Annotated in this window: 13 protein-coding genes; 4 read left to right on the forward strand and 9 right to left on the reverse strand. The window is 71.7% G+C overall.

The window, feature by feature from the left end:
- The first annotated feature begins 5 nt into the window (after window positions 1-5).
- A complete protein-coding gene (locus tag ACODTB_RS10450; protein ID WP_291118045.1) occupies window positions 6-311 on the forward strand; it encodes a hypothetical protein in 306 nt (101 codons plus the stop codon).
- A 92-nt stretch (window positions 312-403) separates the two neighbouring features.
- Here the strand turns inward: ACODTB_RS10450 and ACODTB_RS10455 are convergent, their stop codons facing one another.
- Together ACODTB_RS10455 and ACODTB_RS10460 are read right to left on the reverse strand one after the other, a co-directional pair.
- Window positions 404-2,062, reverse strand: coding sequence for a GMC family oxidoreductase (locus ACODTB_RS10455; protein ID WP_291118043.1), 1,659 nt, complete (start codon window positions 2,060-2,062; stop codon window positions 404-406).
- Window positions 2,063-2,187: 125 nt separating this feature from the next.
- Window positions 2,188-3,705 carry a CoA-acylating methylmalonate-semialdehyde dehydrogenase gene (locus ACODTB_RS10460; protein ID WP_291118040.1) on the reverse strand — a complete coding sequence of 506 codons (1,518 nt, stop codon included), beginning with the start codon at window positions 3,703-3,705 and terminating at the stop codon, window positions 2,188-2,190.
- Window positions 3,706-3,817: 112 nt separating this feature from the next.
- On the opposite strand from ACODTB_RS10460, the gene ACODTB_RS10465 reads away from it, so the two are divergent.
- Window positions 3,818-4,768, forward strand: a complete 951-nt coding sequence (locus tag ACODTB_RS10465; RefSeq protein ID WP_291118037.1) for a LysR family transcriptional regulator — start codon at window positions 3,818-3,820, stop codon at window positions 4,766-4,768.
- Between the two features lie 4 nt (window positions 4,769-4,772).
- Here the strand turns inward: ACODTB_RS10465 and ACODTB_RS10470 are convergent, their stop codons facing one another.
- From ACODTB_RS10470 to ACODTB_RS10485, 4 genes are all read right to left on the reverse strand, one after another.
- Complete coding sequence (locus ACODTB_RS10470; RefSeq protein WP_291118034.1) at window positions 4,773-5,837, reverse strand: OmpA family protein; 1,065 nt, start codon at window positions 5,835-5,837, stop codon at window positions 4,773-4,775.
- 19 nt (window positions 5,838-5,856) lie between these two features.
- Window positions 5,857-8,982 (reverse strand): hypothetical protein, encoded by a 3,126-nt coding sequence (locus ACODTB_RS10475; RefSeq protein WP_488929287.1) that lies wholly within the window; start codon window positions 8,980-8,982, stop codon window positions 5,857-5,859.
- Complete coding sequence (locus tag ACODTB_RS10480) at window positions 8,979-17,414, reverse strand: DUF7933 domain-containing protein (protein ID WP_488929288.1); 8,436 nt, start codon at window positions 17,412-17,414, stop codon at window positions 8,979-8,981. The genes ACODTB_RS10475 and ACODTB_RS10480 overlap by 4 nt, the downstream gene beginning before the upstream one ends.
- A gap of 515 nt (window positions 17,415-17,929) precedes the next feature.
- A complete protein-coding gene (locus ACODTB_RS10485; RefSeq protein ID WP_291118023.1) occupies window positions 17,930-18,847 on the reverse strand; it encodes a LysR family transcriptional regulator in 918 nt (305 codons plus the stop codon).
- A 73-nt stretch (window positions 18,848-18,920) separates the two neighbouring features.
- Between ACODTB_RS10485 and ACODTB_RS10490 the strand changes: the two genes are divergently transcribed.
- Window positions 18,921-19,670 (forward strand): sulfite exporter TauE/SafE family protein, encoded by a 750-nt coding sequence (locus ACODTB_RS10490; protein WP_488929289.1) that lies wholly within the window; start codon window positions 18,921-18,923, stop codon window positions 19,668-19,670.
- A gap of 58 nt (window positions 19,671-19,728) precedes the next feature.
- On the opposite strand, the gene ACODTB_RS10495 is transcribed toward ACODTB_RS10490, so the two are convergent.
- From ACODTB_RS10495 to ACODTB_RS10505, 3 genes are read right to left on the reverse strand one after another with little or no spacing between them, the layout of a single operon-like run.
- The gene (locus ACODTB_RS10495; protein ID WP_291118018.1) at window positions 19,729-20,406 is read right to left on the reverse strand and encodes a hypothetical protein; all 678 of its coding nucleotides are present in this window, start codon (window positions 20,404-20,406) and stop codon (window positions 19,729-19,731) included.
- Window positions 20,403-21,539, reverse strand: a complete 1,137-nt coding sequence (locus ACODTB_RS10500; RefSeq protein WP_488929290.1) for an extracellular catalytic domain type 1 short-chain-length polyhydroxyalkanoate depolymerase — start codon at window positions 21,537-21,539, stop codon at window positions 20,403-20,405. The genes ACODTB_RS10495 and ACODTB_RS10500 overlap by 4 nt, the downstream gene beginning before the upstream one ends.
- Before the next feature lie 39 nt (window positions 21,540-21,578).
- Complete coding sequence (locus ACODTB_RS10505; protein ID WP_291118012.1) at window positions 21,579-21,998, reverse strand: CopG family transcriptional regulator; 420 nt, start codon at window positions 21,996-21,998, stop codon at window positions 21,579-21,581.
- A gap of 172 nt (window positions 21,999-22,170) precedes the next feature.
- Here ACODTB_RS10505 and ACODTB_RS10510 point away from each other — a divergent pair, with 172 nt between their 5' ends.
- The gene (locus tag ACODTB_RS10510) at window positions 22,171-23,316 is read left to right on the forward strand and encodes an AI-2E family transporter (protein ID WP_488929340.1); all 1,146 of its coding nucleotides are present in this window, start codon (window positions 22,171-22,173) and stop codon (window positions 23,314-23,316) included.
- Window positions 23,317-23,318: the final 2 nt, after the last annotated feature.

Genomic DNA, 23,318 nt, shown 5'->3' on the forward strand with positions numbered 1-23,318 from the left:
CCCCCATGAGCACCGCGCCCGACCCCTTCGCCATCGCCGCCCACCTGCACGTGCTGCTGCGGCGCAAGACCGGGCGCGTGACCGACACCGAGTGGATGGCGACCAACGCCGACTACGCGCGCGAGATCGTGCGCCATGCGCGCGAAAAAGCCGCGAGCGACGGGCACGAGGAACTGCTGCCCTGGGCCGAAAAACTGGAGGCCGCCATCCCCACCATGGGGGTGGCTCCGCGCAAGACCCTGCTCGACGTGGCGGCCGATGCGCTGCGAAAGGCGCCTGACGGCAACCACTATGTGGGCGGGCTGAGGTGACCTGATGCCAGAGACACCGAGGGTCCGGCTCCGCCGGCCCCAGGTGTCGTCCCCCCTCCCAGGGGGGAAGCCGCGTCATTGGCGCAGGGGGGTCAATCCCCTGCCGTGATCCAGGCCGCGGCCTTCTCCGCGATCATCAGGGTCGGGCTGTTGGTGTTGCCGCTGGTGATGGTGGGCATCACGCCCGCGTCCACCACGCGCAGCCCGGCCACGCCGCGCACGCGCAGGTGGCTGTCGACGACGGCCATGGGGTCGTCGGCGCGGCCCATCTTGGTGGTGCCCACCGGGTGGAAGATGGTGGTGGCGATGTCGCCGGCCAGGCGCGCGAGCTCCTCGTCGGTCTGGTACTGCAGGCCGGGCTTGAACTCCTCGGGCTGGTACCTGGCCAGCGCCGGCTGCGCGACGATCCTGCGCGTCACGCGCAGGCTGTCGGCCGCGACCTGCCGGTCTTCGGGTGTGCTCAGGTAGTTCGGCGCGATCAGCGGCGCGTCCTGGAAGTTCGCGCTGCGGATGTTGACCGTGCCCCGGCTCGTGGGGTTGAGGTTGCACACGCTGGCGGTGAACGCCGGGAAGCTGTGCAGCGGCTCGCCGAAAGCATCGAGCGAGAGCGGTTGCACGTGGTATTCGAGGTTGGCGTACGGCTGGGCCGGGTCGCTGCGCGTGAAGGCGCCCAGCTGCGACGGCGCCATGCTCATCGGCCCGCTGCGCTTGAACAGGTATTCCAGCCCGATGCGCGCCTTGCCCATCCACGAGGAGGCCAACACGTTGAGCGTGGGCGCACCGTTGACGGTGTAGACCGAGCGGATCTGCAGGTGGTCCTGCAGGTTCGCGCCCACGCCCGGCAGGTCCACCACCACGTCGATGCCGTGCTGGCGCAGCAGCGCGGCCGGCCCGATGCCCGAGAGCTGCAGGATCTGCGGTGAGCCGATGCTGCCGGCGCAGAGCACCACCTCGCTGGTGGCCTCGGCCGTCACGTGCGCCACGCCGTCCCACACTTCCACGCCCGTGCAGCGCAGCTCGCCATCGGCACCGCGCTGCGTCACCAGGCGCGTGACCTGCGCGCTGTTCCACAGCTCGAAGTTGGGCCGGCCATAGCAGGTCGGGCGCAGGAAGGCGCGCGCGGTGTTCCAGCGCAGGCCCGCCTTCTGGTTGACCTGGAAGTAGCCCACGCCCTCGTTGTCGCCGCGGTTGAAGTCGGTGGTGTGCGGAATGCCGGCCTGCTGCGCGGCCTCGGCAAAGGCATCGAGCACGTCCCAGCGCAGGCGCTGCTTCTCCACCCGCCATTCGCCGCCGTGGCCGTGGTACGCACGGAAGTTCGGATCGCGCTGGGCCGCGTTCTGCTCGTCGCCCAGGTAGTGGTTCTCGTGCTTCTTGAAGTCGGGCAGCGCGTTTTCCCAGCGCCAGGTGTCGTCGCCGGTGAGCGCGGCCCAATGGTCGTAGTCGCGCGACTGGCCGCGCATGTAGATCATGCCGTTGATGCTGGAGCAGCCGCCCAGCGTCTTGCCGCGCGGGTAGCGCAGCGAGCGGCCGTTGAGCCCGGTTTCGGCCTCGGTCTGGTAGAGCCAGTCGGTGCGCGGGTTGCCGATGCAGTACAGGTAACCCACGGGAATGTGGATCCAGTGGTAGTCGTCCTTGCGACCGGCCTCGATGAGCAGCACGCGCTTGCGCCGGTCGGCAGACAGCCGGTTGGCCATCAGGCAACCGGCGGTGCCGCCGCCGATCACGATGTAGTCGAAGGTCGTCTCACTCATGGATGGTTGTCTCTCGATTTTTGTTGTGCAGCCGGAGCGTATACCAGGGCTGTCAAGGGTCCGGCTCCGCCGGCCCAAGACAGCGTCCCCCCACCGGGGGGAAGCGCCGAAGGCGCGCAGGGGGGCTACCTCGCCACCGGCATGATGAACTCGGCACCTTTCCCGATACTTTCAGGCCAGCGCTGCATGATCGATTTCTGCTTGGTGTAGAAGCGCACGCCTTCTTCACCGTAGGCGTGCATGTCGCCGAACAGGCTCTTCTTCCAGCCACCGAAACCGTGCCAGGCCATGGGCACCGGGATGGGCACGTTGATGCCCACCATGCCGACCTGGATGCGCCGCGCGAACTCGCGCGCCACGTGACCATCGCGCGTGAAGCAGCTCACGCCGTTGCCGAACTCGTGGTCGTTGATGATCTGCACGGCGTTGGCGAAGTCGGGCACGCGCACGCAGCTGAGCACCGGGCCGAAGATCTCCTCCTTGTAGATCTTCATGCCGGGGGTCACGTGGTCGAACAGCGTGCCGCCCATCCAGAAGCCCTGGTCGCAGCCCTCGCCGGCGTCGCCGCCCTGGAAGCCCCGGCCGTCCACCAGCAGGGTGGCGCCCTCTTTCGCGCCGGCCTCGATGTAGCCCGCGATGCGCGTGTGCGCGGCGGCCGTGACAATGGGGCCCATCTCGGCCGCGAGGTTGGTGCCGTTGAGCACCTTGAGCGCCTTGGTGCGCTCGACCAGCTTGGGCATGATGCGCTCGGCCACGTCACCCACCAGCACCGCCACGCTGATGGCCATGCAGCGCTCGCCGGCCGAGCCATAGGCCGAGCCGATCAGCGCGTCCACCGCCTGGTCCAGGTCGGCGTCGGGCATCACCACCATGTGGTTCTTCGCGCCGCCCAGCGCCTGCACGCGCTTGCCGTGGTGCGCGCCGGTCTCGTAGATGTGGTTCGCGATCGGCGTGGAGCCGACGAAGCTGATGGCCTTCACGTCCGGGTGCACCAGCAGCGCGTCCACCGCCTCCTTGTCGCCCTGCACCACGTTGAACACGCCGTCGGGCAGGCCGGCCTGCTTGAGCAGCTCGGCCATGAACAGCGAGGCCGAGGGGTCGATCGGGCTGGGCTTGAGGATGAAGGTGTTGCCCGCGGCGATCGCCACCGGGAACATCCACATGGGCACCATCACCGGGAAGTTGAACGGCGTGATGCCGGCGACCACGCCCAGCGGCTGGCGCAGGGTCCAGTTGTCCATGCCGGTGGACACCTGGTCGGTGAAGTCGCCCTTGAGCAGCTGCGGGATGCCGCAGGCGAACTCGATGATGTCGATGCCGCGCGAGACCTCGCCCTGCGCGTCGGTGAACACCTTGCCGTGCTCGGCGGTGATCAGGCGGGCCAGGTCGTCCTTGTGCAGGTTCACCAGTTCGAGGAACTTGAACATCACGCGCGCGCGGCGGATCGGTGGCGTGTCGGCCCAGGCGGGAAACGCGGCCTGCGCGGCGGCCACGGCCGCGCCCACGTCGGCCGCGTTCGCCAGCGCGACCTTGCCACTCACCGCGCCGGTGGCGGGGTTGTACACGTCCTGGCGGCGCGGCGAGCTGCCGGCGTTCACGGCGCCGTGGATGAAGTGATCGATGGAATGGGGGGTGGTGGCCATGGCGGTCTCGCGGGAGGGTGTCGAAGGAATGAGGGCCAGTTTAGGCAGCGGAAAACCCCTCGCCTAGTGGCAGGACCTGAATTGATTGTTTGCCATGGTGAACAATAGGGCCATGAATGACAAAAAAGTGGAAGACCTCTGGATGCACCTGCACTGGCTCACGGTGCTGGCGCAGCAGGGCAGCTACACCGCCTCGGCGCAGCGCCTGGGCGTGAGCAAGGCCGCCATGAGCCAGCGCATCAGCGAGCTGGAGCGCGCCGCCGGCCTGCCCCTGGTGCAGCGCACCACGCGCAGCGTGCGCCTGACCGAGGCCGGCCAGCGCCTGGTGGACGGCCTGCGCGACCCGTTCGAGCGCATCGCGCAGAGTTTTTCCAGCGTGCGCGACCTGGCCGATGAACCCGCCGGCCTGGTGCGGGTCACGGCGCCGGTGGCGTTCGCGCGCCAGCAGCTGGTGCCCCGCATCGCGGCCTTCGCGCGCGAGCACCCCAAGGTGCGGCTGGAGCTGGACCTGTCGGACCGCCTGAGTTCGCTGGCCACCGAGGGTTTCGACCTCGCGATCCGCCACACCGCCGCGCCGCCGGACACGCACGTGGCCTGGCCGCTGTGCGCCACGCGCTCGGTGCTGGTGGCCAGCCGCGACTACCTGCGGCGCCACGGGCACCCGGCCGCGCCGCCCGACCTCGCGCAACACGCCTGCCTGCACTACCCGCGCGCGCAGGACACGCCGGCCTGGCATTTTCTGCCGCCCGAAGGCCGGCGCAAGGCGCCGCGCCAGCGGATCACGGTGCCGGTGTCGGGCCCGTTCTGCGCCAACAACAGCGAGGCCCTGCGCGACGCCGCCATCGCGGGCCTGGGCATCGCACTGGTGCCGGACTTCAGCGCGCAGGCGGCGCTGCGCTCGGGCCAGCTGGTGGAGGTGCTGGAGGACTGGGCCTCGGTGGGCAGCTTCAGCCCGCAGATCTACGCGATCCGGCCCTACGCCAGCCACGTGCCGCGCGCGGTGTCGGCTTTTGTGGTCTGGCTGCGCGGGGCCTTGGCGGAGGGCTTCGACGCCCGGGCCTGAGCCCTCAGCGCGCGGGGTTCACCACCCGCCCGCGGATCTCCACCTCCACGCGCCGGTTGTCGCGCAGGCAGGCGATCAGTGCGCTGCGCGCCAGGCCGTCGCCGCAGGTCTTCACCGGCTCGGCGCTGCCCCGGCCCTCGACCGTGAACAGCGAGGCATCGAGCCCGCGCGCCACGAGGTGGTCGCGCACGGCGGTGGCTCGCTGCAGCGAGAGCGGCTGGTTGTGCGCGTCGCTGCCCAGGCGGTCGGTGTGGCCGATCAGCACGATGCGTTCGATGCCTTGCAGGCCCTTGGCGCGATCGGCCAGCACGTCCAGGCGGGCGCGGCCGGCCGCGCCGATGTCGTTCAGGCCCGAGCGGTCGAACTCGAACACCGCGTCGGTGGCCAGCACCAGGCGTTCGATGATCCGCTCGACCACCACCGGTGCGGGTGCCGGCGCGGGCGCGGCGGCCACGGCCGGGCCGGCGCAGGCGGCCTGCTCGGTCTCCAGGCGCGCGGCCATGGTTTCGGCCATGCCGATGTAGGGGTTGGCGTGGCGCCAGCCGCCTTCGGCGTACTCGTGGCCCATCCACACCAGCTGCACGTCCAGGCACGCGGCCTGGGCCGCCACGCAGGCCGCACCCGCGCCGGTGCGTCCGCGTTCGGCGCGCGCCCACAGGTCTTCGCGCAGGCGCACGGCGCCGCCGATCAGGGGGTTGGTGACCACCGGCGTGGCGCCCTTCTCCAGCGCCTCCACCAGCTTGACCGACTCGGCCAGCGCCTCACCGATCACCGAGCCCCGGTCGTTCTCGTGGTAGTTCTGGCGCGCCATGTCGAGCCAGCACTGCGCCTTGGCCCAGGGGTAGCTGGTCTGGGGCACGCGGCCGTCTTTCTGCAGCGCGGCCAGGCGGTCCTGCACCGCCTGCAGGGTGCGGTGGTCGGCGCGCTGCGCCTCGTCGGTGAAGCGCGTGGCTTCGGCGAAGGGCGGCACGGCGCCGGGCGCGCGGTCGGTGGCGCGCGGGTCGGTCACGGCGCAGCCGCTCAGGGCCGCCAGCGCCAGCAGGGAGAGAAGAAAGCGTTTGGATGTCATGGCAGGGTCTCTCAACAGGTCAGGGACGGGCGGCCGAAGCCAGCGGGCTCAGGGCGCGGTTGGTGGCGGGATCGCTGCCCCGGAACAGGGTCTCGTCGAACTTGAAGCGCAGCCGCAGGTACACGCCCTTGCGGGTGTAGGCCGCGCCGGTCAGCTCGTCGTCGCGGAAGCCGCGCAGGTTCACGCCGAAGGACAGCCAGAGGTTGGCCTTGACGAGGTAGCCGGCTTCCACACCGAAGGAGTCCTGGCGTGTGTTGCCTTGCGGGCTCCACATCAGGTGGTGCTGCAGGCCCACGTCCCAGCGCTCGGACAGGTCCCAGGTGATGCGGCCGCCGGCCAGCCAGGCGGTGTAGTTCGAGCGCATGCCGCCCAGGAAGCGCTCGGACACGCGCTTGCCGGCCAGGCGCCCGGTGAGCCACCAGGGCCGGCTGGGGTGGTAGTCGGCGTGCAGCGAGACCGCGTGCGAGGTGCGGCGGTATTCCACGCCGGGGTTCTGGTCGTTCTCGGCGCGCAACTCGTACAGGCCGAGTGCGTTGACGCGGTTGAGGTCGGTCTGGCGGTAGGCCGCGCCGATCTGGAAGCGGTCCTGCCACTGGTCGTAGGCCCCCGCGTGGCGCGCGTTCTGCAGCGAGAGCGTGTTGCGCGCGAGCAAAGACCAGTCGCGGTCGATCTTCACCGTGGTGCCCAGGGTGGAGAGCCAGGCGTCGTGGTTGCGGTCGCGGCGCCATTCCAGGCGGCCGGTGGCGCGCCAGGTCGGGTCGTAGGCCAGGTCGATGCCGCCGGTGAGCGCGGTGGCGGACGACGCATCGCCCGCCATCGCCTTCTGGTGTTCGACGCTGGCGCTGTAGCGCACGCCCTCGGCCACGCGGAAGGTCTGGCGCAGGCCGATGGCGTTGACCGCGTCCTCGCCCGAGATCGCGTCGCGCAGGCGGTACTCGTTGAAGACCTCGCCGTCGCGGAAGGTCTCGCTGGAGAGGCCCGCCACGAGCGCGGTCTCGCGCCCCTCGGTGGCCAGGCCGTTGACACCGCCCAGGCCCTTGGACACCTCGGCGCGGCCATAGGCGCGGAACTGCTCGCTCAGCCGGTAGTCGGCGCCGAGCGTGATGCGCTGGCCGCGCGCGTTCTCCACGTCTTGCTCGAGCTCGCCGAGCACGGTGAGGCGATCGCTCAGCTGGCCTTGCGCGCTCAGTGAGAGCGCGGTGAAGCTGCGCGTCTGGCCCGGCGCGGCGGAGAACAGCGGCGCGTTGATCTGGAACGGCGTGAAGCCCGAGGTCTGCGGGATGTTCACGCCCCAGGCCGAGGCCGCGTTGGGCACGCCGCCTTCGTCGCGGCCATGGCGCAGGCCCACGCCCACGGTCCACTTGGGCGTGAGGCGGTACTGCACGCCAGCGTAGGCCGTCTCGCGCACCGCTTGCACCGCCTTGTCCTCGGAGCGCATGGCATCCACGCGCAGCGACCAGTCCTCGTTGATCTGGTAGGTCGCCACCGCGCCGGCCTCGGCGCGCCCGCCGTTGTACGAGGACGAGAGGTTGGAGAACTCGCGGTCGGTCTCGCCGGCCCACAGGCGCGCGTCGAGCCGCTCGCCCTGGTGGCGCACTTCCACGCGCGCGCCGTCGCCCTTGCCCCGCTCGCCCAGGGCCTCGCGGTCGGAGCGGGCCAGCTCCACCAGCGCCCAGCTCTGTTCGCCCAGGCGCAGCGTGGCGTTCACGCCGCTGAGCCTGTAGGGGTCGGACGGGTCCTGCGATTCCACGTGGCTGGCGCCGATCTCGAGCGCGGGCGTGATGCGCCACGAGCCGTCCACGCCACCGAGCCAGTACTTGGGCCCGCCCTGCTCCACCTCGTAGGTGATGCGCACCGACATCGGGTTCATGTTCGCGTCCACCGAGGGCACGGGCGCGCGGAACACCACGCTGCCGGCGAAGGGCTCGAACTCGTAGTCCACGAAGCGCACCATGGGCTCGGCGCGCAGGATGATGGAGGGCTGGTTGCGGTCGCGCGTGAGGATCTCGACCTTCTCGGAGCCCGAGATGCCCTCGCTGCTGGAGAGCCGGTAGGGGCCGGAGACGCCGCGCGCGGGCTGTTCGTCCACCACCTGCGCGACGTTGTCGCGCACCACCCAGGCGTTGGCCTCGAAGGTCTCGCCCTCGTGGTGCAGCTGCAGGCCGGAGACCGAGCGATTGAGGCGGCTGAGCTCGCGCGCGGGCCCGCCGGTGCCGGTGTTGAAGTCGCCGAACAGCACGAAGGAGCGGCCCTGGTCGACCCGCACGTACAGGCGCTGGCGCGATTGCGCGTCGAAGCCGCGCAGCGAGGAGTCGCCGTAGATCGGGTAGTACTGGTCGGGCTGGATGTCGCGGAACAGGCGGCCGTTGTTCTCCTTCTCGGAGTCGTAGGCCAGGGTGAGCAGCACGTCGCCCTTGACCACGCCCTTGAGGAAGAAGGCGGTGCGCGCGCCCAGCGAGCCCTTGCCGTTGTCGAAGCCGTTGGCGTGGCGCTGGATTTCGAGCTCGAAACCGTCGTTCTCGCGCGCCGGGCTGACCTGCGAGGCCTTGAGGCGGCTGAGGTCGAGCGTGCCTTCGATGACGCCGACGGCGATCATGGGCCGGCGCTCGGTCACCATGCCCACGCGCCCGTGCACCACCACGTTGCCGGACTGCACCTGCAGCTCGGCATCGCCCGGCTCATGGGACGCGACGAGCTCGACCACGGCCTCGCCCCCGCGCACCGTGAGGCGCAGGTTCTGGCGCGGCGGTTCGTCCACGCCGGCATCGGGCAGGCGCACGCGCCCCCGGGTGGTGGCCACGGTCACGTCGGTGGGCGTGGTCACTTTCTGGCCGTCGCGGTCGAACAGGCGCAGGGTGAGCAGCACCACCGAGCGGCCGTCGGCGGCGACCTGGTCCTGCGCGGCTTCGAGCACCAGCTGGCCGTGGTCGGCCAGGCGGGTGGCGCGCCAGTTCGCGGCCAGCGGCAGCGCGGTGGTGGGCGCGGGCAGCGCGGTCTCACCCGGCCCACGGGCCGGGTCGCTGCCCGGGGCCAGGGGCGTGAAACGCGGGGCCAGGGGCGCGGTGGTCTGCGCGAGCGCCAGGCCCAAGGGCAACAGCAGCACGGCCGAGGTCAGAGCGGATCGCATGGGGAGACGGGCTTTCATTTCGCACCTCCCACGCGGGCCGGCGGGCCGGAGCGGAAGACGCGCGGGGTGGGTGTCGGTGGGTCGACCAGCGGGGCGACGATCTGGCCCAGGCGGCGGCGGTTCTCCACCTGCTCGAGCACGGCGGGCGAGCAGCTGCCTTCGATGAAGTCGGCGCGGTGCAGCTCACCGAACTTGAGGTCGAGGAACAGGCTGCCGGCGTCCAGCGCGTTGCGGTTGCTGCTGGTCACGAGCTGGCTGCCGTCGGGCAGCGTGGTCGGGTCCACGCGCAGCACCGAGGTGCGCGCGGGCAGGCCGCAGAGGCTGTACTTGCCTTCGCTGTCGGACACCAGGTGCGTGCCGTCCTGCAGGTACAGGCGCACGCCGGGGATGCCGACTTCCTCGGCGTCCTGGATGCGGTTGCGGTTGCAGTCCATGAACACCTTGCCCACCACGCAGGCTTCCTGGAAGAACACGCCGCCGGTGATGCGGATGCGGGCCTGCGCGCGGTTGGAGGTGACGGGCACGCCCCCCACGACACCCGCGGCCTGGGCGCGGTTGATGCCGTCGCCCTGCTGGGCGCCGACACCGACGCGCACGCGGTAGGTCACGGTGACCGGCGTGTTGGCGGCGAAGTTGCCCAGCGCGAAGTTCAGCACCGGGCCGGGCGAGCCGGCCGGGTCGGCCACGGCCACGCCGTCCTGCGCCACGGTGCCCGGGATCAGGCGCAGGCCGGCTGGCAGGCTGTCGGTGATGACCACGTTGCTCGCCGCGCCGTTGGGGCTCTGCACACGCAGCGTGTATTGCACCGAATCGCCGATCTCGACCACGTCGCGCAGCACCTGTTTCTGCAGGAACAGGCCGGCGCCGTTGAAGGGCTCCAGCGGGATGTGGTTGTGGATCAGGTCGGGCATGCCCGGCGCCAGGTTCAGGCGCAGGTAGTAGGTGGTGGGCTGGCCGATCGGCGGCGGGCCGGACTGCGCCTGCACCAGGTAAGGCGAGGCGCCCGAGGGCGTGAACACGCCAGGGGCCGGCGGGATCGAGGCGATCGGCGTGGGCGCGTAGTTGGGCGCCGAGGCGCTCAGCGTGTACTCGCCCGTGGGTGCGCCCGGGGCCAGCAGGAACTGGTAGAAGCCCAGCGGCCCGGTGGTCATCTGCGCGCAGTTGCCCACGGCCACGTAACTCGCGCCACCCACCAGCATGGTGGCCGGGTTGAAACCGGCCGGGCCGCAGAAGCGCACCAGCGAGGCGTCGACCGGCGCGCGGGTGTTGGCGTCGTAGACCACGCCCGAGGGGTCCAGCGGCAGGTCCTGCTGCTGCAGGTTGGCGCCAGGCTGAAGCGAGACGGCCAGGTGGTCGCGCTCGCGGGCCAGGCGCGAGTTCGCGTCGGCGCCGCTGTTCTGGGGCGTGCCGTAGACGACGTTGTTGGCCGGGTCGCGGAAGTACACCTTGTAGTCGCCGGGCACCAGACCGATCACGCCGTAGGCACCGTCGGCCCCGGTGCGGAACAGGCTGCGGCCGTCGGGCATGCTCACGCAGCCCTGCGCGCTGTTGGACGGCACCAGGCGGCAGGCCACGGCCTGGCCGTCGCTGCCAACCACTTCCACCGCCCAGTCGGGGATGGGCGTGTCATTGCCGTCGCGGCGGCGGTCGCCGTTGTTGTCGCGCCAGACGAAGCCCGAGAGCGCGGCCGGCAGCGAGGACAGCGGCACGCCGGTGGCGTCCAGGCCCGGGGTCTGGTACGGCGTCTGCGGCACGCTGCCCGGGGGGATCACGCCCGAGGGCGGCTGGCCCGGCCCGCCGGTGGGCGTGCCGTTGTCCACCGTGTCGGTGCGGATGCCGGTGGGGCCGGCCGTGGCCTGGTTGAAGCGCGTGGTGGTGGCGCCGGCCGTGACGATCACCGGGATGTCGACCGACACCCAGGCGCCCGCGGGCAGGTTCGCCGCGCCCAGCAGGTCACCGCCCGCGGTGCCGGTGAAGCCGGCGTTGGGCGTGAACACGCCGCCGTTGCCGCCGCCATGGGTGATGGCGGGCGCGCCGGCGCGGGTCATGAAGTCGGGCAGCGTGTCGCGCACGTCCACCGTGACCGGGTAGGCGCTGTCGTTCTGGTAGATCACCTGCCAGACCACCTCGGCACCGGGCGAGACGCCCACGGCGGCGGCCGGCGAGACGATGCGGGCGGACTTGTAGCCGCGCACGCCCTCGCCCTGCGTTTCGCCGAAGTTCACCTGCAGCGCCGCGCCGGGCGTGGCGACAAAGCGCAGCGCGAGGGTTTCCACGGCGCCACCGAGCGGACCCACCGTGCCGGCGCTGCCACCGGTCACGGGGCCGGGCGTGTTGGCCACGCTGGTGTAGCCCAGCGGCTGGGTCTGGCGCACGGTGTAGTTGCCCGGCGCCAGGCCGGTGAAGCTGTACTGCCCGCTGGCGTTGGTGGTGGTGTAGCGCGTGATGGCGTTGCCGAACGCGTCGGTACCGACCAGGCCCAGGGTGCCGCCCGGCAGGCCCACGTCGGTGCCGCCGAACTGGCCGTCGAAGTCGCGGTCTTCGTAGACGCGGCCGGCGATCTGGATGTTGGCGACCAGCGGGAAGTTGTGGTGCGCCGTGCTCTGGTTCGCGGCCACCGCGATGTGGGCGATGGACGCGGGCGCCGCGCCCGGCGCGCTGGGCGTGCCGTTGGGCGCGCCCGCCAGCGTGCCGGCGCTGGTGATGCCGTGGGTGGTGCCCGCCGGCAGCGCCGGCATGAGCACGCGGTAGTTGCCCACCGGCAGGCCGCTGAAGCTGTAGGCGCCGCTGGCGTCGGTGGTGGTGGTGGTGATCAGCGCGTTGCTCGCCTGGTCGCGCAGCTCCAGGGTGCGGCCCGGCACCGGCTGGTCGTCGGGCGTGAACACGCCGCCGCTGTTGTCGGGGTCGAAATAGACGACGCCCGAGATCTGGCTGCCCGGCAGGGTCTTGGTGAAGTGGTTGTCCACCGAGGCGGTCTTCACGCCGCTGAGGTCGATGCCGGTGATCGCGGGCACGGCCTGGGTGCCGCCGGCCGTGCCGCCGGTGCTGCCCGGCCAGGCCAGCGGTGCGGTGCTGTTGAGGAAGCCGGCCGGGGGCGCGCAGGTAGTGCAGGTGACGGTGTAGCTGGTGCCCGGCGGCACGCCGGTGAAGTTGTATTGGCCGCTGGCGTCGGTGACGGTGGTGATCGACACCGGGTTGCCGTTGAGGTCGTTGCCGGTGAGCGTCAGCGTCTGCGGCACGTTGTTCGCGCCGCCCGCGCCATTGCCCACGCCGGCATCGCTGCCGTTGAAGGCGCCGTCGCCGTTGCCGTCGGTAAAGATGCGGCCGCTGATGCTGCGGTCGTTGCCGATCTCGCCGAAGTTGTTGCCGGCCGAGCGCGCGTTGGGCGGCAGCACGATGCCGGCGATGCGGCTGGTGCCGGCCGGGATGCTGTAGGCCGGTGCGCCGTGGCTGATGGCGGGCGCGTTGTTCGAGGCCGTGCCGGCGGTGCCGGTGGCGCCGCCCGAGCCCAGGTCGTTGACCGTGCCGGCCGTGGGAATGCCGTTGACCGTGCCGGCGGGCTGCGCGCCCTGCGTGACCACGTAGCCCGGGCAGGTTGGGGCCGCCAGCGGGCTGCAGCTGGGCCGCAGGTCGGTGAAGCGGTAGCGGCCGCTGGCATCCGTGGTGGTGCTCAGCGAGACCGGGTTGCCCCGGTCGTCCACGCCCACCAGCGTGATCTGCACGCCCGGCAGGCCGGGCTCGGTGCCGTTGGGCACGCCGTTGTGGTTGTCGTCGCGGTAGACCTGGCCAGCGATCTCGGACGCGCGCAGTTCACCAAAGTGGTTGCCCACCGAGCTGGCCACGTTGCCGCCGGCCGCGTCGAGCCGGATGCCGCTGCGCAGCGAGACCGCGTTGATGCCGTCCACGCTGGGCGTGGCCACCTGGCCGGTGCCGCCCACCAGGCTGGCTTCGGCCGCGGTCGCGGCGGTCACGCGGGCCTGGTGGCTGCGGCTCGAGGCGTTGAGCGCGCTCGACGGCGCGAGCGCGCTGCCGCCCACCGAGTCGCTGCCCGAGCGCAGGTAGCGCACGGTGTAGGCCGAGCCCAGGGTGGCGGAATCCACCAGGCCGCTGAACACGTAGAAGCCGCCCGCGTCGGTGGTGGTCTTCTGCAGCACCTGGCCGTCGCTCGCACGCAGCAGGCTCACGGCCTGGCCGGCCAGCGGCGCTTCACCGGCGGTGAAGGCGCCGTCGTTGTTGGCATCGAGGTAGATGCGGCCAGAGATCGAACCCAGCGGGCTGACCACCAGCGGGGCCTCGGCCGGCGTGGGGTTGCTGCCCGCGTCGGTGCGCAGCGCGCCGGCCAGGATGCGGTTGGGGTAGGTGCCGGCCACGCTGGCCGTGACGTTCACCGAGATCGTGCAGCCGCCGGGCGGGATGCTCGCGCCGCTGGCGTAGCGCACCAGCGCCGTGCCCGCCGCGGCCGTGACCGAGCCGGTGCTGCAGGTGCCGCCGATGGCGGGCGTGGGCGCGACCAGCACGCCGGCCGGCAGCGTGTCGTCCAGCGCCTGCGCCAGCGTCTGGGCCGCGGGGTTGGCGTTGCCCAGCGTGATGGTCAGGCGGGACACGCCGTTGGGCGAGATGCTCGGTGGCACGAAGGCCTTCACCACCGTCGGTGGCTCCAGCACGCGCACCGGCGCGCTTGCCGGGTCGGGGTTGCTGACACCCTCGTTGCTGGTGATCGCACCGGCGGGGATGGTGTTGGTGTACAGGCCCGGCACGTTGGAGACGGTGTCGAAGGCGAAGCTGCACGAGCCCCCGGCCGGCACGGTGGCGCCAGCGATCTGGGCGCTGTCGGCCGAGGCGACGGCGCTCACCGTGCCCCCCGCGCAGGTGGTCGAGGCGTTGGGCACCTGGGCCACGAACAGGCCGGTGGGCAGCGCGTCGCGCAGCGCGACACCGGTCAGGGCCTGGGCGGCGTTGGGGTTGCTGATGGTGACGGTGAGGCGGTTGGCCACGCCGGGCGCGACGGTGCCCTGCGCGAACGCCTTGGCGATGGTGGGCGGCTGCAGCACGTGCAGCGTGGCGCTGGGGCCGGGCTGCGGGTTGGTCACCGCGCCGTCGTTGGCGATCACGGTGCCGCCGGGCATGGTGTTGACGTAGGCGCCCGCGACCGGCACGACCACGTTGACGCGCACCTCGCAGACGCTCGGGCCGACGGGCAGCTGCGCGCCCCGGAACGAGACCTTGTCACCGACGGCGGTGATCACCGCGCCCGCGCAGGTGGTGCTGGCATTGGCCGGGCTGGCCACGACCATGCCGGCGGGCAGGTGGTCGGTGGTGGAGATGTTGGTGAGCGCCTGCGGCAGCGAGTTGCGCACCTGGATCACCAGGCGCGCGGGCTGGCCGGCCGCCACGGCGGAGGGCTCGAAGTGTTTCTCCACGCCCATGCCCGCGAGCGCGCCGAGGTTGGCGGTGAAGGGGCTGGCGTTGGTGACGCCCTGCGTGTTGGTGACCGCGCCGGCCGGCAGGGTGTTGTTGAGCGTGCCGACGACGCTGGAGGTGACGTCCACCGAGACCGTGCAGTTGGCGTTGCCGGCGAGCGTGCCGCCGCTCAGGCGCACCACGCGCGTGCCGGTCACGGCCTCCACGCGGCCGCCCGGGCAGGTGGTGCTGGCGTTGGGCACCACGCCGACCACCATGCCGGCGGGCATGTTGTCGGCCACCGCGAGCTCGGTGAGCGCGGTGGCGGTGGTGTTGTCGATGACGATCGTCAGGCGCGAGACGCTGCCGGGCCCGGCGATGGAGGTGGGCGCGAAGCTCTTGGTCAGGTTCACGCGGCTGGTGACCTTGTTGAGCGTGGCCGTGGTGGTGCCGGTGCTGGCCACGCCGCCGTCGGCCGTGACGGCGCCGGGCGCGAGCGTGTTCACCGACGGTGTGCCGCTGGTGCTCAGCACGTCGAACAGGAAGTCGCAGCTGGTGCCGCCGGCGATGGTGGCGCCGCTGATCGAAGCGGTGCTGCCGCCATCGGGCGCGTTGATCACCACCGGGCCGGCGCAGGTCGTGCTGGCCTTGGCGGGGGTGGCGAGCGTGAGGCCGGTGCCGGCCAGCGGGTCGGTGGCGCGCACGCCGGTGAGCTGGCCGTTGCCGGTGTTGCCCAGCGTGATGCGCACGCGGCTGGTGCCACCCACCTGCACCGGGTTGGTCAGGAAGGTCTTGGCCACGGTCAGCGCGGGCAGGTACTCCAGCGTGGCGGACGTGGCGTTGAGGTTGCGCACCGTGGTGCCGGGCACGTTCGCCACGGTGCCGGTGGCGCTGACGGTGGCGGCCGCGTTGCTGCCGTTGTAGGCCGGGATGCTGTTGGTGTGCACGCCGATCGTGCCGCCGACCACGTTCACGCGCACGCTGCACTGGCCGGGCGAGAAGGGGCTGGTGCCCGCGCGCGCCGGCAGGCTGCCGCCGCTGAGCGAGAAGGACGTGTCGCCCGGGTTGGCGCTGACGCTGCCGCCGCAGGTGGTGGTGGCGTTGGCCGGGTCGGCCACGCGCAGACCGGCGGGCAGGCTGTCGCTGAAGGCAAGGCCGGCGAGCGCCGAAAAGTTGTTGTTGGTCAGCTCGATCTGCGCCACCGAGGGCGCGCCCTGGAAACGCTGGCGCGCGGTCACGCCGTCGAAGGTCTTGGTGACCACCAGCGGGTTGACCGCCGTGAGGCTCACCGCGCCCGCGCTGCCCGTGACCGTGCCGTTGCCGGCGCTGAAGCTGCCGTTGGTGAGCGTGGCGCCCGGCACGGCGTTGGCCGGCACGCGCGCGGTGAAGCTCACCACGCAGGTGGTGCCGCCGGGTGCGGCGCCGGGGAAGTTGAAGCTGAAGCCTGGTGCGGTGGCCAGCGGCGTGGGCATGGGCACGCCGGCGGCGAAGCTGCAGCCGCCGCTGATGACGGGCGTGATGCCGCCGGTGGTCGCGTCCACGTAGACCATGCCCGAGGGCAGGGTGTCGGTGAAGTTCACGCTGGTCTGCGGCGTGAGGCTGAACGAGGTGACCGCCACCGAGAACAGGGCCACGTCGCCGGGCGCCACGGTGGTCGGGGTGATCGCCTTGGCGACCGTGAGCGCGTTGTCGCGCACCTCGATCGGTGCCGAGCTCGGGGGCGAGGTGAAGCCCTGGGCGTTGCTCACCGCGCCGCCGGGCAGCGCGTTGGTGTGGGTGCCGGTGGTGGTCGAGGTGACGTTGAACTGGATGCGGCATTCACCGCCGGCCGCGATCTCGGCGCCCCCGAGCACGAAGCCCTGGTTCGCTGCACCGGCAACCAGGGTCGCGCCCGCGCCGCAGCCGCTGAGCTGGGCCGCGCCGATGGCGCCCGAGTTGGTCAGCGCGGCCGGCCAGCGCGCACCCGTGGTGGTGTCGCTCAGGCCGACGTTGGTCAGCGCGGCGGCGCTGTTGTTGCCGATGCGCACGGTCATCAGGGAGTCGGCACCGGCCGTCAGCGGCGTGACCGAGAAGCCTTTGGCCACCGTGATCGGGCTGTTGACGGTGATGTCGGTGGTGTCCGCGGGCGAGGTCAGGCCGCGCGTGTTGCCCACGGCGCCGGCGGGCAGGCTGTTGGTGCCGGCCAACGAGGCGGTGGCGGCCGGCAGCACGCCGCGCACGGTGAACTGCAACCGGCAGGTGCCGGGCGAGCCGGCGGGAATCGCACCGCCGGTGAGGGTGACGCTGCCGGCCGTGAAGCCCGCCGTGCTGCCGCAGGTGTTGGCGACCACGCCGGTGACCTGCAGGTTCGAAGGCAGGTTGTCGGTGAAGCTGGTCAGCGGGATGTTGTACGCGCTGTTGGGGTTGCTCAGCGTGATGGTCGCGGTGCGCGAGAGGCCCTGGGTGAGCGTCGCGCCGCCCAGGTCCTTGGTCACTGTGGGGTCGCGCAGCTCGGTGACCGACACGCTCTGGGTCGCCCCCGAGACCGCCGCGGGCGTCAGGTCGCCCGCGTTGATCACGTTGTCCCAGATGCTGCCGCCGTCGTAGGAGGTGAGGTCCACCGAGATCGTGCAGCTGCCGTCCACACCGCCGACGTGGGGCGGGATGGTGAAGCCGGTGACCTGGAGCCGATCGACGCCGCCGGGGCCCGCGCCGAGGTTGATGGACGCGCCCGCGCAGGTGCTCGTCGGGGCCACATGGCCCGGGTGGCCGGCGGGATAGAACCGCAACTGCGGCGGCAGCGTGTTGGTGAGCGAGGCGTTGTCTTCCTGCGCGTCGCTGTTGTTGATGGTGATCGTCAGGCGCGTGCGGTCGCCCACCGCGATCGTGCTGGCGCTCACCGCCTGGCTCACCACCAGGGTGGCCTGGGCCGCGCCCACCGAGAACACCGTCGCCGCCGCCCACAGGCCAAGCGCGCGAACGGGCCGGCCGGACGCGCGCAGGAAGGCTGCTGGCGAACGCGCAGGCGCGCCCCTACCCGTGGCCTGGCCACGTGCAAAAAATCGAAGCATGTTTCTTTCCCTCTGAGTGGCACGCGAACGAACGTCGCGTGTCCCTTGGGGCGCCCGGCCCGGTGGACCTGAAACGCCATCGCACGGCAGCGCAGGACCGGGGTCCAGGCACTTCAATGCATTTGGTTACAGGTGCGCACTGTATCGGGGCATGCAACTTGTTACAAATTCACGACTTAATTAGTGCGTTAAAAGTCATGAATTTAAAAAAGTGCTGTAGGAAAAAACATGCCTTTGCATGAATTCAATTGTTAAAAGATTGTTGTTTTTATTCTGGTTTTTTAAATATTACCAACATTTTGGACAATTTTTCAGCTCTATATTCGATAGCAACCGCGAGCACTCACTCACTTATATTGGCTAACAATTAGTTAAAAGATTGTTAAAAATCAATCCGACGAACGGTTGACTGGGGTTGGACGGCGTTTCGCCATGAAAAAAGCGCCGAGAGACCTCACGGCGCCTCGGCGCGGCCACCCTGCTGGCGTGGGCCTCGGCGCGCTGGCCGCCTCTGGCTAGGCCTCGCTGTGGCGGGCGAGGAAGGCGTGCAGGGCCGCCGCCCCCGCGCCGGGCGGCGCATCGCCCGCCGTGCAGAGCAGCAGGCGCCGCGTGGCCCAGGCATCGCCGAGCGGGCGCACCACCACGCGCTCGTTCGCCAGGCGCAGCGCCGTGGCCTGCGGCACCACCGCCACGCCCACGCCCTCGCCCACCAGTTGCACCACCGCGTCCAGCCCGCGCACCCGCACCCGGTGGTGCAGGCCCCGGCCGTGCTGCAAGGCCTGGTCGTGCAGCAGCCGGCTCAGGCCGCTCTCCACCGGCAGCCCGACGAAGGGGCGCTCCAGCAAGTCCACGAAAGGCAGCGGCCGGCGCGTGGCGCGCGCGCCCTGCCGGGGCAGCACCGCCACCAGCCGGTCTTCGCGGAAGACCCGGGTGGCCAGCCCTTCGGTGCCCACGTGGTCGGACACGATGCCGATGTCGGCCTGCTCCTGCCGCATGCAGAGCAGCGCGTCCAGGCTGCTGAGTTCGCGCAGGTCCACGTCGATGTCCGGGTGCTCGACCAGGAAACGGCCGAGCAGCCCCGGCAGGTGCTCGGTCATGGCGGCGGTGTTGCAGATCACGCGCACCGTGCTGCGCACACCGTGGGCATGGGCCGCCATGTCGGCGTGCAGCGCCTCCATGCCGCGCTGCAGGCGCGCCGCGTGCAGCAGCAGGGTGCGGCCGGCGTCGGTGGTGCACACGCCCTGCTTGGAGCGCCGCAGCAGCGTGGCGCCGAGCGCGTGCTCCAGCTGCTGCAGCCGCGCGCTCGCCGCAGCCAGCGAGAGGTGGATGTGGCGCGCCCCGGCGGTGATGGAGCCGTGCTCCACGACGGCGGCGAACAGGCGCAGGTCGAACGGATCGACGCGGTAGGTGGGCGCGGCGCGCGGGACAATCATGGGCGATCCTCCGGAATCGGCGAAGGATACCTCTGGCGATGCGCGATGGACAGGCCGGGCCCCGGACCGCACGATGCCGCCCATGGACCTCTCGCTGCTTGGGCTGATCGCCGTCGTTTTCCTGGCCGCTGGCGCGGTCAAGGGCATTTCCGGCATGGGCCTGCCGACCTTCTCCGTCGCGCTGCTCAGCCTGTTCATGCCCACCGCCACCGCAGCCACGCTGATGCTGCTGCCTTCGTTGTTGACGAACATCGCCCAATGCATCGGGCCGCACGCCCGGGCCCTGGCGCGCCGCCTGTGGCCCATGTGGCTGATGCTGGCGGCGGCCACGGCGGCCAGCCCGCTGCCCGATCTGGGCAGCGCCGGCGCGGGCGCGCGCCTCACCCTGGGCACGGTGCTGGTGGCCTACGGCCTGTGGGGCCTGGCCAGGGCGGCCCTGCCCGATCCAGGCCGCTTCGCGCGCCCGCTGGGCGGCGTGGCGGGTGCGCTCTCGGGCCTGCTCACCGCCGCCACCGGGGTGTTCGTGATGCCCATGGTGCCGTACCTGCAGTCGCTGCGGCTGGAGAAGGACGTGATGATCCAGGCCCTGGGCCTGAGCTTCCTGGTGGCCACGCTGGCCCTGGCGTTGCGGCTCGGGCCTCTGGCCGTGCTCAGCGGCGCGGCGGTGCCGCTGGCGGGCCACGCCATCGCGCTGGGGGCGGCCTTCACCGGGCTCTGGCTTGGCTCGGTGCTGCGCCGGCGCCTGCCGCTGCGGGTGTTCCAGCGCGCGCTCTACAGCGTGTTCATCGCCCTGGGTGCGCTGATGCTGGCGCGCGCCCTGTAGGGACCGCCATGCCGCCCGACCCCGATGCGCTGGCCCTGGCCGAAGCCCTGGAGCGGGCCTACCGGCTGGCGCTGGCGGTGGAGGCGCTCGCGGCCGGACCGACGGCCTCGGAAGGCCAGGCGATCTCGGTGATGGCCACGGAATTGCTCGGCGTGCTGGACCAGGCCCGGGCGTCGATGCTGCGGCCCAGCACCAGCAGCCGCACCGGCTGGTGAAAGCCCGCGCTGTTCGCGGCCAGGGTCTGCACGGCCTCGCTCAGCGCGGCACCGTCCAGCTCGGGCTCGGCCACCATCAGCGTGGCGCGGCGCGGCCGGAAGGCGCGCAGGGCCTGGGGTTCGCCGATCAGGTAACCGGCGTCCCAGGGGTCCGAGGGCTGGCGCTGGCGCCACCACATCGCGTCTTGGCCCTTCACGCGCAAGCGCAGCAGCAGGCCCGCGAGCGCGCCACCGGCGGCGGCGAGCTGGTCGCTGCCGTCGAGCCGGCGCGAGAACGCCTCGACCAGCCCGGCGCGTTCGGCCGGCGGCCCCTGCGCCAGCGTGGCCAGCGCAAAGCGCTCGCCCGTGAAGCACCAGGCCTGCAGGGCCGCCCAGGTGGCGGGGGCCAGGGCATGGCGGGCCCCAGCCCCCTCGGCAATGGGCCGGGTGGACTCGACGCGCATCACCGCGCCGTCGAAACGGGCCAGCAGCAGGCCGGCGCGCGCGGCCAGGGATGCGTAAGAAGGGCGTGGCGGCGTCATGGCGCGGGCGACTGGGCCAGGAAGAAGCGCAGCATCTCGGCCGAGGCGTCGGGGCCGCTGCCGTCGGTGTACGAACCCGACGCATGCCCGCCCGACCAGGCATGGCCGGCGCCGTGCAAGGTCCACCACTCCACCCAGGGCCGGCCCGCCGCGTCGGCGTGCACGGTGCGGGTGTAGCGCCGGCCACCGGGCACCGTGGCCGTGTCGGTGTGGACGTGCAGGCCTTGCGGGCCGTGGGCCTGGGCGGCGTGTTCGACGACGCGCTCGCCATTGCGCGCCTGCACGGTGTGGTCGCGGTCGCCATGGAAGACGATGGTGGGCACGGCCCGCCCGGTGGGCGGCGGCGCGGCCGCGCCCCGGCCCTTCATCGCGGCGAGCGCCGAGGGGATGTCGCTCGCGCTGCGGTAGGGCAGGCCCGAGTGCACGCCCACGGCGGCGAACAGATCGGGGTGCGTCTCGCCCAGGATCACCGCCATCGCCGCGCCGGCCGAAAGGCCGGCCACGAAGATGCGGCGCGGGTCCACCGCATGCTCGGCCGCCACAGCCTGCACGATGCCCGCGATGAGCGCGGGCTCGCCGCCCTCGCGCCCCTGGTCTTCGGCGCGGAACCAGTTCCAGCAACGCGAAGGGTTGGCGCCCGCAGGTTGCTCGGGATAGACCACCAGGCAACCGTGGGCGTCGGCCAGGCGGTTCATCTGCGTGCCGGCGGCGAAGTCGTCCGCCGACTGCGTGCAGCCATGCAGCATCACCACCAGCGGCAGGGGCTCGGCGCTGGCCGCGCCGACGCGCGCGGCCGGCAGGTAGAGCTTGTAGTCGCGCGACCCGGTGGGATGGGTGAAGCGGCGGCGCAGGAACTGGCCCTCGCCCCGCACCGCACCCCGTTCGGGCGCGCGGCGGGGTTCGCCCAGATCGCGTGCGACGACGTCGATGACCTCGGTACCCCCTGCTGCCGTGGGGGACGGGGATGGGCGGCGCGGCGCGAACACGTCGGCCAGACCGGCGCCCGCCAGCGCCTGGCGGATGGTGTCGGTGACCCCCTGCAGCGGGCCCGGGCGGCCGTCCAGCCCGGCGCGGGCCAGGGCCTGCTCGATGGTGTGCTGCACGCTCACCGGGATCGTGGAATGGGGGTTCATGGGCGCTTTCGAAGGAGAAGACAGAGGAAGACAACCGGTTCAGACGGTGCGGTCGGCCAGCGCGCGGCGCACCGCGGCGCTGGCGTGGAAGGCGCCGAGCACCGAAACCGATTCGATCGCGGCGCGCGCGAGCTCGGGCGTGACGTCGTCGTCGATGCGCGCCAGGCCCACGACCTGCACGCGCAGGCGCTCGCCCGCCGCCACGGCGCGCTCGAGATCGGCCCGGCGGAGGTGCTGCAGGCCCAAAGTGAGGGTGCGGCGCGCGACGGTCTGCCGCAAGGTGTCGCCGTGCTGGGTCAGCAGGTTGCGCACCGCCGTGCGGACCAGGTCCGAGCGGTTCGAATAGAAGCCTTCCTGCACCAGCAGGTCCACCTGGCCGAGATCGACCACCCCGAGGTTCACGGTCATCTTCTCGGAGTCCCCGACGCGGGGCTTGGGTTCAAGGGTTCGAGCTGTCATTTTACCATCCATATGGATTCCACATGGATGGCATTCTAAACAGCCTTCCTGGGGTGGCGCAATCGGCCCCATACTTTGAGCACCCTTTTTTCTGCCCCAGCGCCCCATGCCATCCTCCAACGAAGCGCCACCGGTCCCGACGCCCGAGCCGCCCCGCCCCAGCCCGCCGTCCATGTCGCCGGTCTCCGGTTCGCTCATGCTGCGCGTGCTGCTGGGGGCGGTGACGATCGCCTTCATCTGGATCCTGCTGCCGTTCTACGGCACCATCCTCTGGGGCGCGATCATCGCGTTGCTGTTCGCCCCGCTGAACCGCTGGCTGCTGCCGCGCCTGGGTCAGCGCCGCAACCTCGCGGCGCTCACCACCATGCTGGCCGCCCTGGTGATCGTGGTGCTGCCCACGGTGCTGGTGGCCGCCTCGCTGACGCGCGAGGCCAGCCAGCTCTACGCCCGCATCGAGTCGGGCGAGATCAAGCCCGCGCTGTGGCTGCGCGGCCTGTTCAATGCCCTGCCCGACTGGCTCACCGACCTGCTCGCGCGCTTCGGCCTGGGCAATTTCGACCTGATCCAGCGCAAGCTCACGCAGGCGCTCACGCAGGGCAGCCAGTTCATCGCCGCGCAGACCTTCAACCTCGGTCAGGACATGCTGGGCCTGGTGATCGGTTTGTTCATCGCGCTCTACCTGGCCTTCTTCCTGGTGCGCGACGGCGGCTCTCTCGTGCGCTCGATCCGCTTGGCGATCCCCCTGCCGCCCGACGACAAGCAGGAGCTGCTGGAGCAGTTCGGCACCGTGCTGCGCGCCACCGTGAAGGGCAACCTCGTGGTCGCGCTGGTGCAGGGCGCGCTGGGTGGCCTGGCGTTCTGGGTGCTGGGCGTGAACGCCGCGCTGCTGTGGGCGGTGCTGATGGCGGTGCTCTCGCTGCTGCCGGCGGTGGGCGCGGGCCTGGTCTGGGGCCCGGTGGCGATCTGGCTGTTCGCCACCGGCGAGGTGTGGCAGGCCGTGGGCCTGGCGCTGTACGGTGTGCTGGTGATCGGCCTGGTCGACAACGTGCTGCGCCCGCTGCTGGTCGGCAAGGACACCGGCATGCCGGACTACCTGGTGCTGATCAGCACGGTGGGCGGCATCGCGGTCATGGGCATCAACGGTTTCGTGATCGGCCCGGTGATCGCCGCCATGTTCGTGGCGGTCTGGGACATCCAGACCGCGACCCGGGTGCGCGCGCGCGCGGCCGCCTTCGGCATCGACACCGCAGAATCCGCCGCCCCACCCGCCGTCACGCCCCCTGCCCCGCCCATTGACACCGGCAGCGAACCGCGCTGACC

The organism is Hydrogenophaga sp. FG152 (assembly GCF_057809615.1).